8 protein-coding genes are annotated in these 10837 nt (G+C 59.1%); 4 read left to right on the forward strand and 4 right to left on the reverse strand.

The annotated features are described in order from the left end of the window. Positions 1-77: 77 nt before the first annotated feature. On the forward strand, positions 78-413 hold the full coding sequence (locus tag ACQZ48_RS12995) for a hypothetical protein (protein ID WP_191218585.1): 336 nt from the start codon (positions 78-80) through the stop codon (positions 411-413). Further along, positions 370-1761, forward strand: a complete 1392-nt coding sequence (gene fumC, locus ACQZ48_RS13000) for a class II fumarate hydratase (RefSeq protein ID WP_191218586.1) — start codon at positions 370-372, stop codon at positions 1759-1761. Before ACQZ48_RS12995 ends, fumC begins: the two co-directional genes overlap by 44 nt. Positions 1762-1966: 205 nt before the next feature. Here the strand turns inward: fumC and ACQZ48_RS13005 are convergent, their stop codons facing one another. The 4 genes from ACQZ48_RS13005 to ACQZ48_RS13020 all read right to left on the reverse strand — a co-directional run bounded on the left by ACQZ48_RS13005 (position 1967) and on the right by ACQZ48_RS13020 (position 6191). Continuing rightward, positions 1967-3604, reverse strand: coding sequence for a CTP synthase (locus ACQZ48_RS13005; protein ID WP_162520379.1), 1638 nt, complete (start codon positions 3602-3604; stop codon positions 1967-1969). A 152-nt stretch (positions 3605-3756) separates the two neighbouring features. Beyond that, a complete protein-coding gene (secG, locus tag ACQZ48_RS13010) occupies positions 3757-4212 on the reverse strand; it encodes a preprotein translocase subunit SecG (protein WP_137410437.1) in 456 nt (151 codons plus the stop codon). Between the two features lie 115 nt (positions 4213-4327). Further along, entirely contained in the window at positions 4328-5098 is a 771-nt protein-coding gene (gene tpiA / locus ACQZ48_RS13015; protein ID WP_077982212.1) for a triose-phosphate isomerase, read from the reverse strand. Positions 5099-5309: 211 nt separating this feature from the next. Beyond that, on the reverse strand, positions 5310-6191 hold the full coding sequence (locus ACQZ48_RS13020) for an alpha/beta fold hydrolase (RefSeq protein WP_191218587.1): 882 nt from the start codon (positions 6189-6191) through the stop codon (positions 5310-5312). A gap of 222 nt (positions 6192-6413) precedes the next feature. Between ACQZ48_RS13020 and parE the strand changes: the two genes are divergently transcribed. Together parE and ACQZ48_RS13030 are read left to right on the forward strand one after the other, a co-directional pair. Continuing rightward, positions 6414-8528 carry a DNA topoisomerase IV subunit B gene (gene parE, locus ACQZ48_RS13025; protein WP_137410439.1) on the forward strand — a complete coding sequence of 705 codons (2115 nt, stop codon included), beginning with the start codon at positions 6414-6416 and terminating at the stop codon, positions 8526-8528. A gap of 1948 nt (positions 8529-10476) precedes the next feature. Then, on the forward strand, positions 10477-10776 hold the full coding sequence (locus ACQZ48_RS13030) for a DUF4365 domain-containing protein (protein WP_448728880.1): 300 nt from the start codon (positions 10477-10479) through the stop codon (positions 10774-10776). Positions 10777-10837: the final 61 nt, after the last annotated feature.

A 10837-nucleotide genomic window follows, 5' to 3' on the forward strand; every position in this document is an offset into this window, starting at 1 on the left:
AAAGCCCACAACCGTGCCGAAATGAACCTTATAATACAGCCAAAGCCATAAAAACGTAATTTCCAGAATTGGCGAGAATGGTTAAATTTCTATTTATTTCATTCACTTTGCCCTGCCCCATCAGCCCATCACGGCACCCCGGAAAGCCCTGTTCGCCGGCCATTTCGCGTCGTAGTAAAAATGACACGCCGGCACCTTTTTCGCCCCGCGCCGCGCCATACGGCGAAATCGCTTTTGCACGGCGGGAAATATCTGCCTGCGCCGCATTGCAGCGCTTTCATTGCCGGCGCGATGATTCTATATATCGGCCGCGCAAGGCGGGCGAAGGCGCCGTTTTGGCGGAGGAAAACGAGGAAAAAGGCAAGATTGATGACAGCCACACGGACGGAAACCGATACATTTGGACCCATTGAAGTTCAGGCCGATCGCTATTGGGGCGCCCAGGCGCAGCGCTCGCTCGGCAACTTCAAGATCGGCTGGGAAAAGCAGCCCGCCTCTGTCGTTCGCGCGCTCGGCATCGTCAAGCAGGCCGCAGCCCGCGCCAATATGGCGCTTGCCGGCCTCGACCCGAAGATCGGTGAGGCCATCATCGCCGCCGCGCAGGAAGTGATCGACGGCAAGCTGACCGAGCATTTTCCGCTCGTCGTCTGGCAGACCGGCTCCGGCACCCAGTCCAACATGAACGCCAATGAGGTGATTTCCAACCGCGCAATCGAAATGCTCGGCGGCGAAATGGGCAGCAAGAAGCCCGTGCACCCCAACGACCACGTCAATATGAGCCAGTCCTCGAACGACACCTACCCCACTGCGATGCATATCGCCTGCGTGGAAGAGATCGTTCATCACTTGCTGCCGAGCCTCAAGCACCTGCACAAGGCGTTGGAAGCCAAGGTCAAGCAGTTTGCGAAGATCATCAAGATTGGCCGCACCCACACGCAGGATGCAACGCCGCTGACGCTGGGCCAGGAATTCTCCGGTTACGCCGCGCAGGTCGCCTCCGCCATCGCCAACATCGAAACCACCCTGCCCGCGCTTTCCAAGCTCGCCCAAGGCGGCACCGCCGTCGGCACGGGCCTCAATGCTCCGGTTGGTTTTGCCGAAAAGGTCGCAGAGGAAATTTCCAAGATCACCGGCCTGCCCTTCGTCACCGCGCCGAACAAGTTCGAAGCGCTCGCCTCGCATGATTCCATGGTCTTCTCCCATGGCGCGATCAATGCGGCTGCGGCTGCGCTCTTCAAGATCGCCAACGACATCCGCTTCCTCGGCTCCGGCCCGCGCGCCGGTCTCGGCGAACTCTCGCTGCCGGAAAACGAGCCCGGCTCGTCGATCATGCCTGGCAAGGTCAACCCCACCCAGTCGGAAGCGCTGACGCAGGTTTGCGCCCACATCTTCGGCAACAATGCAGCACTGTCCTTCGCCGGTTCGCAGGGTCACTTCGAGCTCAACGTCTATAACCCGATGATGGCCTACAACTTCCTGCAGTCGGTCCAGCTTCTGGGCGATGCGGCCGTCTCCTTCACCGACAATTGCGTCGTCGGCATCGAGGCCCGCGAAGACAACATCAAAAAGGGCGTCGAAAACTCGCTGATGCTGGTGACGGCGCTGAACGGCAAGCTCGGCTACGACATCTGCGCCAAGATCGCCAAGACCGCGCACAAGAACGGCACGACGCTGCGCGACGAGGCCGTTGGCGGCGGATACCTCACCAACGAGGAGTTCGACCAGTATGTGCGCCCGGAGAACATGATCGGGCCGAAGTAATCGGTTTGGATTTTGATGGAATGCAGAACGGGCCTTCGGGCCCGTTTTTTGTTTGCTGTAAGCGCATGACACTACCTCGCACAGCTGACAAGCCTTTCCCCCATACTCGACGTCATCCTCGGGCTTGACCCGAGGATGACGGAGGGAAGGTATCACCCAACAAAAAAGGGCCGCTGTCGCGGCCCTCTTCATCTCATTCAAACCGTCAAACCAGCCGGCTCTGCTCCACCGCCGCCTCAACGAAGCTGGCAAACAGCGGATGCGGGTCAAGCGGGCGGCTCTTCAGTTCCGGATGGTACTGAACGCCGATGAACCACGGATGGTCAGGATATTCCACCGTTTCCGGCAGGACACCGTCAGGAGACATGCCAGAGAAGACGAGGCCGCATTCTTCCAGACGGTCCTTGTAGTCCACATTCACCTCATAGCGGTGACGGTGGCGCTCGGAAATATCCGTGGAGCCGTAAATCTCGGCGATCTTGGTGTCTTTCTTCAGCGCCGCCTTGTAGGCGCCGAGGCGCATCGTGCCGCCGAGATCGCCCTTGGAGGAGCGTTTCTCCAACTCGTTGCCCTTCACCCATTCGGTCATCAGACCAACGACCGGCTCGGACGTCGGCCCGAATTCGGTGGAGGAGGCATGTTCGATGCCGGCCAGATGACGGGCCGCTTCAACGACCGCCATCTGCATGCCAAAGCAGATGCCGAAATAGGGCACGTTGCGCTCACGCGCGAACTGTGCCGCCATGATCTTGCCTTCCGAACCGCGCTCGCCAAAACCGCCCGGCACCAGAATGCCGTTGACCTTTTCGAGATAGGGCGTCGGATCTTCCTTTTCGAAGACTTCCGACTCGATCCACTCAAGCTTGACCTTGACGCGGTTCGCAAAGCCGCCGTGATGCAGCGCCTCGATCAGCGACTTATACGCGTCCTTGAGACCGGTATATTTGCCGACAATCGCAATCGTCACTTCGCCTTCCGGCGTGCGGATGCGGTTGCAAACCTCTTCCCACTGTTCCAGACGCGGCTTCGGCGCCGGCTCAATGCCGAAAGCGGCCAGCACTTCCGAATCGAGGCCTTCCTTGTGGTAGGCAATCGGAACGTCATAGATATTCGCCACATCCAGCGCCTGGATGACGGCGGAAGGACGCACGTTGCAAAATAGCGAAAGCTTGCGGCGTTCGGCTTCCGGGATTTCCCGGTCGGCGCGCACCAAGAGGATGTCGGGATGAATACCGAGCGCCTGCAGCTCCTTGACGGAATGCTGGGTCGGCTTGGTCTTCAGCTCGCCGGCTGCCGGAATATAGGGCATCAGCGTCAGGTGAAGATAGATTGCGGTGCCGCGCGGCAGGTCGTTGCCGAGCTGACGGATCGCCTCCATGAACGGCATCGCCTCGATATCACCCACCGTGCCGCCGATTTCGCAGATGACGAAGTCGTAATCGTCATTACCTTCGGTGACGAAATCCTTGATCTCGTTGGTGACATGCGGAATGACCTGAACGGTCGCGCCGAGATAATCGCCGCGCCGTTCCTTGTCGATGATGTTCTTGTAGATGCGGCCGGTCGTGATGTTGTCGGTCTTGGTGGCTGAACGCCCGGTAAAGCGTTCATAGTGGCCAAGGTCGAGGTCCGTCTCGGCACCGTCATCCGTCACGAACACTTCGCCGTGCTGTGTCGGGCTCATGGTGCCGGGATCGACGTTCAAATAGGGGTCAAGTTTGCGAAGCCGCACCCGATAACCACGGGATTGCAACAAAGCTCCGAGTGCTGCCGCGGCGATGCCCTTGCCTAGAGAGGAGACCACGCCGCCTGTGATGAATACATATCGCGCCATGGGATTCACCGGATACCTTTTTACCTCTGATTCCGCCAGCCCAAATTTCATGCTTTCGAAAATTCGCTGTTGACGAATTTGCGATGGGTCACAGGCCGGAATGCGAACAAAAGAAAACCGGCAGGCTTTTGGCCTGCCGGAGCGTTAAATCAAAACCGGGCTTATTGACCGGTCGGAACTGCGTTCGGATCGGCTGGCTGCGCCGGGGCCGGCGCGGCCGTGCCGGAAGCGGCCGGAGCCGGGGTCGTCTGAGCCGGTGCGGCTGCACCATTGGTCGGAACGCCATTCTCAGCCGGAGCGGGCGTCGACGGCGTCGTTGACGGGCCGAGCGTATCGAGAATGCCGTTACCCTGGCCCTGCGTGGCCGGAATACGGTTCAGAATGTCGGTCGGGCGCGATTCGTAGCGCGTCAGGAGACCGAGGCCGAGCGAGGTCGCGAAGAACAGCGCGGCAAGGATCGCCGTGGTACGCGTCAGCGCATTGGCCGTTCCGCGCGCGGACATGAAGCCCGAACCGCCGCCGATACCGAGGCCACCGCCTTCGGAACGCTGGATCAGGACCACGCCGACAAGCGCCAGCACGATCATGAGGTGAATAACAATCAAAACGGTCTGCATGACAATCCATTCCATGCCCCGCGCGGAGCACTACAAAGAAGGTTTCGCGGCTCTTTACATGAGGCGAAGGCTTATTCCAAGCCCCTTTCCCGCTCCACTCGCAGGAAAGCTCCGATCAAGCCGTCAGTTGCTCGTATGCCGCATAGATGGACAGGAAGTCGGAGGCTTTCAAGCTCGCACCGCCGATCAGCGCGCCGTCGACGTTTTCAACACCCATCAACTCCAGCGCATTGGCGGGCTTCACCGAGCCGCCATAGAGGATGCGCATGGTCTTGCCGGCGTCGCCGAAGCGCTTGACGAGTTCGTCGCGCATGAAGGCATGGGCCTCGCGCACATCGTCCACGGTGGGTGTCAGACCCGTGCCGATCGCCCACACGGGCTCATAGGCGATGACGGTATTTTCCGCCGTCGCCTCATCCGGCAGGGAGCCGGCGAGCTGGCGCTTGAGAATATCGAGCGTCTGACCCGCCTTGCGCTCATCCGCCGTTTCGCCGATGCAGACGATTGCGATGAGATCGGCCTGATGGGCGGCGGATGCCTTGGCGCGCACCAGATGATCGGTCTCGGCATGGTCAGTGCGGCGCTCCGAATGACCAACGATGACATGGGTGCCGAAGCAGTCGGCGATCATCTCAGCGGAAATATCGCCGGTGTGCGCGCCGGAGGCGTTCTGGTGGCAATCCTGAGCGCCGATCATCAGCGGGCTGTCATCGCAGAGCGCGGTGGCGACATAAAGCAAGGTCGAAGGCGGGCAGATCAGCGCATCCACCTTCTGGGAAAGCGCGCCCTTGACGCCCTCTGCCATGGCCTTGATCTGATCGAGCGAGGCACGCGTGCCGTTCATCTTCCAGTTTCCGGCTACAAGCGGTCGAACATTCGGCGTCATGCGTATCCCATTCCCTTTGTCTAGCAGCGCCGCTCGCGGCGCTCCAACCCTCGGCCTCCAGAGGCCCTTGATCACGACAGAAGCTCTGCCGGAATTTTCCCGGATATTCCTTTAGCCGCAGGCAGCGACAATTGGTACAAAAAAGCGGTGCAAGGGTTAAAACCAGCGGCGAATTTGAAAAATTTGTCGTGAGGACGCCCTGAATGCTCCCCTAACGGCTCAAAATCCAGTTCAAGACCGCCCGCCAGTCGGTCATGCGCACCGGCGTTCCGTGGCTGCCGGTCTCGTAACGCGTGAACCGCGCCGGCTCGCCAGCCTTCAACAACGTGCGGAAGATCGTCGCCTGCTGATCGGCCGAATAAACCTTGTCGGCGCTGCCGTGGGTAAACCAGACCGGCTTCTTCGCCTTTGCAAAGGCGCTTTTCGGAAAATCCGGATCGACCGCCCCGCCGAGGATCGCCATGCCCTTGAGATTGGCGACGGCCGCCTTGTCACGGCTGATGCCATAGCAGATGAAACTACCCATGGAGGCGCAGGTCAGAATAACAGGCTTACCGCCCGACTTTCCGGCCGCATCCGCAATCAGCGCCGCGATATCGGCAACGCCGTTCTCATCGAAGGAACGAACGCTGGGCGCATAATAGGTGCCTCCATTGGCGACAGCCAGATTTTTCAGCCTGTTGAAGTTGCCGCCGAAGGTGTAGTCGTTCATGCCGAGCCGCCGGTCACCGCCGCGCCCGTGGATGAAGATGACGGTGAAGGCCTGGCCGCTCGCCGGCCCGACGCGACCGACCTCAAGCGCCCTGCCCCCGGCGGAAACGGTTTCGAGCGCCTGCGCCTTCTTCGGCGTCATATCGACATATTGTCGTTTCACCCGGCGTTCCGGCACCTCGTCGCGACCGTTGATATCGCGCATTTCCTGATAGTCGATGATCTCGGACGCGCCGCCATCGCCGCTGGAAAGCACCGTATGGGCGGAAAACAGCTCATCCTTGAAGGGACGCAGCGGCCCATCAGCGGCAGAGGCCGCAACCGGCATTGCCGCCACAGTCAGGCTAAAAAGAGTACAAAACGTGAAATGAGCTGTGGACATGCCTTGGCTAACCGTTCATTCGTGGCTGCGAGACTTGCCATCGCAAAGCCGGCAGCGCAATCCTCCTGTTGCGAAACCCTGACACAATCGTGGCATAGGATGCGCCGCGTTTGCCAGACGGACCCTTGAATCGGACGGGAACCGCGTTTGGCGTTATGATTGACGCTACTGGCATAATGATTCGCATGGCGAAATTCTGACACACGCTTTTGAACTTTGGACATGATGGACGACAGCAACGATCTCTTCTCCGGTCTTCCGGCAGCACGAAACAGCGATACGGAAACGAACGGGGATGCCGCAAAGACGCCGGTGACCGCGGCCGCCAACGTGCCCGCCAACGCGAATGTGCAGCCGAAACCCGCAGCCGTTGCGGCCGTGACGCCGCCCGCCCCTGTATCACCGACCGGTGACGACTACGGCGCGTCCTCGATCCGCGTGCTCGAGGGGCTTGAGCCCGTGCGCATGCGCCCGGGCATGTATATCGGCGGCACGGACGAAAAGGCGCTGCACCACCTTTTTGCCGAAGTCATCGACAACTCCATGGACGAGGCCGTCGCCGGCCACGCCAATTTCATCGAGGTCCATCTCGATACGGAAGGTTTCCTGACCGTCACCGATAACGGCCGTGGTATCCCCGTGGAAAACCATCCGCAGGTGCCGGGCAAGTCGACGCTCGAAGTCATCATGACCAAGCTGCATGCCGGCGGCAAGTTCGATGGCAAGGCCTATGAGACATCGGGCGGCCTGCACGGCGTCGGTGTTTCCGTGGTCAATGCGCTCTCCGATCTTCTGGAAGTGGAAGTGGCGCGTAACCGCAAGCTTTACCGCCAGCGTTTCTCGCGCGGTCTGCCGATCGGTCCGTTGGAAGAGCTGGGCGACGTGCACAACCGTCGCGGCACCCGCGTGCGTTTCCATCCCGATCCGCAAATTTTCGGCGATCACGCGAAATTCGAGGCGGCCCGCATCTTCCGCATGGCCCGCTCCAAGGCCTATCTGTTCGGCGGCGTTGAAATCCGCTGGAGCTGCGATCCCGGCATGGTGCCGGCCGGTGGTGAAATCCCCGAAAAGGCCGTGTTCCATTTCCCCGGCGGCCTGAAGGACTATCTCGCCGCCACGCTCGGCAAGGAATTCACCGTCACCCGCGAAATTTTCTCGGGCCGCACGGAAAAGACCGGCGGCCACGGTGCGCTGGAATGGGCAGTCACCTGGTATGGCGGCGACACGCAGATCCATTCCTATTGTAACACCATCCCGACCCCGGAAGGCGGCACGCATGAGGCGGGCTTCCGCATCGCGCTCACCAAGGGCCTGAAGAATTATGCGGACCTGACGCAGAACAAGCGCGCCAAGGACATCACCACCGATGACGTGATGATCTCGGCCGCCGGCATGCTCTCCGTCTTCATCCGCGAGCCTGAATTCGTCGGCCAGACCAAGGACAAGCTCGCAACCGTCGAGGCCCAGCGCATCGTCGAAAACGCGCTGCGCGATCCCTTCGACCATTATCTCGCCGGCAATCCGGGCGAAGCGGCAAAGCTGCTCGACTGGGTGATCGAGCGCGCCGAAGAACGCCTGCGCCGCCGCAAGGAAAAGGAAGTCAATCGCAAGACCGCCGTGCGAAAGCTGCGCCTGCCCGGCAAGCTGGCGGATTGCGCCCAGAACACCGCAGAAGGCGCTGAGCTTTTCATCGTCGAGGGCGACTCGGCCGGTGGCTCGGCCAAGCAGGCGCGCAACCGCGCCAACCAAGCCATCCTGCCGCTGCGCGGTAAAATCCTCAACGTCGGCAGCGCCAGCCGCGAAAAGCTCTCCGCCAACCAGCAGATCGCCGATCTCATCCAGGCGCTGGGCTGCGGCACGCGCACAAAGTACCGCGAAGAGGATTTGCGGTACGAGCGCATCATCATCATGACCGATGCCGATGTCGACGGCGCCCATATCGCCTCGCTGCTCATCACCTTCTTCTATCAGGAAATGCCGGAACTCATTCGCGGCAACCATCTCTATCTGGCCGTGCCGCCGCTCTACAAGATCGCGCAAGGTGCGAAATCCGCCTACGCCCGCGACGACGCCCACCGCACTGAGCTGATGGAAACCATGTTCAAGGGCAAGAAGGTGGAAATCAGCCGCTTCAAAGGCCTCGGCGAAATGATGGCCGCGCAACTTAAGGAAACCACCATGGATCCCGAAAAGCGCACCCTGCTGCGCGTCGAGATCGACGACGTGGATTTCGAAGGAACCCGCGAGGCCGTCGACAATCTGATGGGCACCAAGGCGGATGCCCGTTTCCGCTTCATTCAGGAACGGGCGGCCTTTGCGGATAATCTGGATATCTGATGAGAAACCGAACCAAGTATTGGCCAATCACACCGAAAACTGGCCATTTTGGAAGCTGAAAATGGCCAACGGCTGATCAATGCATTTCCGGGCACCGAAAAGTGCCCGGAAAGTTGCCTTCAGAACAAAGTGAATACCAAGAGGAGCCGAGGCACACTTATTGATACCTGCTGATCATCGCCTTAATAAAAGCAACGGTGTGCAGCTTCAATTCTAAAGGTCGCAAGTTAAAATCCTGCCGGGTGCGCCATAGATCGAACGAGATGGACTGCTTATCCCTTTGGCTTAGTAGTCGATCCTTGTTGGTTTGCGCCTAGAGCCGCAGGTTTTGCAACTTGTTCGCGTTAGGAATGAGCCTGAAGCACAGAGAACCTGCCTCCACTTGATGAGGCTCGGAGTCGGCCCGAATCAATTTCCCTCGCCGGCATCGCTCCCATTCGACGCCAAGATCGGCATGTTTGTCCGGACACGCCAGCGTAGCCAAATTGCCTATTCCGCAATGGCCCGGATACGTTCGGCATTTGTCGTCGGCGTGAAGTGGTCTCATAGTCGACATTCAGGTGAGGAAGGAAACCCTGTGACGATTATGGCCAAGACTCGATTTCAAGGCGCTTCAGAAGAAGGCATAGCACTAATAGACACTTGGATACTCGAAAGCAGGCATCTGACTGCGGATCTGCTCCGGTCTGCGACTGCAAGGCGGAACGAGACCTTGTTTTACATCGTTGCGAGTTCGGATGGAGCTTTCGGGAAGCAATGGGCGCATTTCCACGAACTGAGGGCCATAAGCGTACTTAGGTCTCGTGAGAGAGTCGTTTACTGGGGGGCAAACCTCGCAATCTTTGCAATGATCTTATCGGCGATCGCCTGGCTCGCGCCGAGTAGTCTGGGCGCACGCGCTGGCGATATGATACGGTATGTGGCCGGTCTCGGTATGGCCGCGCTGGTCGCCGGAGGCGGGATGGCCTGGGGGGCGATGCTCAGGCGCTATCTCAAATCTCGTAGCCTGGGGTACGCCGACCTATTCACCAGAGATAACGGGCTTACATTGAAGGCTTGGGGAGTCTGTGATGCGGCTACATATGTTGTAGAGGTAGAAGAAACTTCCAGAAGTTGCCGCGTAAGGCGCATCTCCGCATCCGATATTGCGGGATACAAACAGGATGTCACGCCCCTCGGGACCAAGCTTACACTGATCGAGAAAAACGGCCGTCACCATGATCTCTACGAACCGTGCCGCAACGATCAAGGCGAAGACCAGAGATGGCTGGCATCTTCCTCGGTGCGACATTGCCCCTGAAGCGTATTATCGCTCTGGCTTGATATAGAGTGATATCCGTCGCGCGTATTATTCTATTCTAAAAATCACTGCTCAACGCGGCTGCTACAAGGAGCCCCGACTTCCAAACAATGAACGCACTAAGTAAGCTGCCTGCTATCGCCACTGTGAACCAGAAGACATGCTTGGCGGCTGACTGCCTAACGGGGAGCGGTGGCGGAAGATGCCTGTCGTCGTGCGGTCCCGTAGCAGGCTGACTATAACTTCTATATTCCCGGATAGCGATTTCCCACGCCCATTTCGTGAAAAAGCCTACGATAACGAGGAACATGATGACTAGGGCAATATTCATCCGGGCACCTGCGGTAGAACCTGATTAGATGCCGGCGTCGTAGAGCATTGAGACTTAACACTCAGTGAAGAGCTAGTATCCGGGCCATGTGGTCTCACCACGTTGCAAGCGACATCAAACTGCTTCCACCCCTTCCTGCCGGATCCTCGAGACGCGCGAGCTGCCAAACGATCGATGCGCGATATCGCCTGCGCTGGAACGGGGAACTCAACGATCAGCAAGTGCGAAGAATATTTTGACTAAAAGCCAAATCAGGCTACCCGCATGGGCGCATAGCCAGCCAATCATTTTACCATTCGCGTCATGCGAGGGCCGCCTTGCAGGACGACCTCGCCTTTTGTATCGAAAATGAGAAAAGGGGCTCAAGGATCACGATGACACATTTCGACTGGCGGCAAAGAATCGGCAAGGCGGGAGAGCGCAGGGTTGAGCAATTTGTAGAAGAGACACTGAAGCTTGCTTACCGCAAGGTTGGAGATCCTGACATTGGGGTCGATGGAATGATCGAATTTGCAGATCACGACGAAGTCTCGTCCGGAGGGCTCCTCGCGGTGCAGGTAAAAGCCACAGAGGAGTCCTTGAACCGCACCGGATTTACCGGAGACCGTTTGGTTTAAGTTATGCGGCCAATGCTGGTGCGTCCAGCATGGCGTAGTATCGTTCCTCGGCCTCTGCAGG

The sequence above is a fragment of the Agrobacterium sp. 22-209-1 genome, from assembly GCF_053522485.1.

Excerpts from the sequence above, each read along its gene's own strand:
- secG (WP_137410437.1), bottom strand. The coding sequence starts at position 4,212 with ATGCAGACCGTTTTGATTGTTATTCACCTCATGATCGTGCTGGCGCTT.
- parE (WP_137410439.1), top strand. The coding sequence starts at position 6,414 with ATGATGGACGACAGCAACGATCTCTTCTCCGGTCTTCCGGCAGCACGA.
- ACQZ48_RS12995 (WP_191218585.1), top strand. The coding sequence starts at position 78 with ATGGTTAAATTTCTATTTATTTCATTCACTTTGCCCTGCCCCATCAGC.
- tpiA (WP_077982212.1), bottom strand. The coding sequence starts at position 5,098 with ATGACGCCGAATGTTCGACCGCTTGTAGCCGGAAACTGGAAGATGAAC.
- ACQZ48_RS13020 (WP_191218587.1), bottom strand. The coding sequence starts at position 6,191 with ATGTCCACAGCTCATTTCACGTTTTGTACTCTTTTTAGCCTGACTGTG.
- fumC (WP_191218586.1), top strand. The coding sequence starts at position 370 with ATGACAGCCACACGGACGGAAACCGATACATTTGGACCCATTGAAGTT.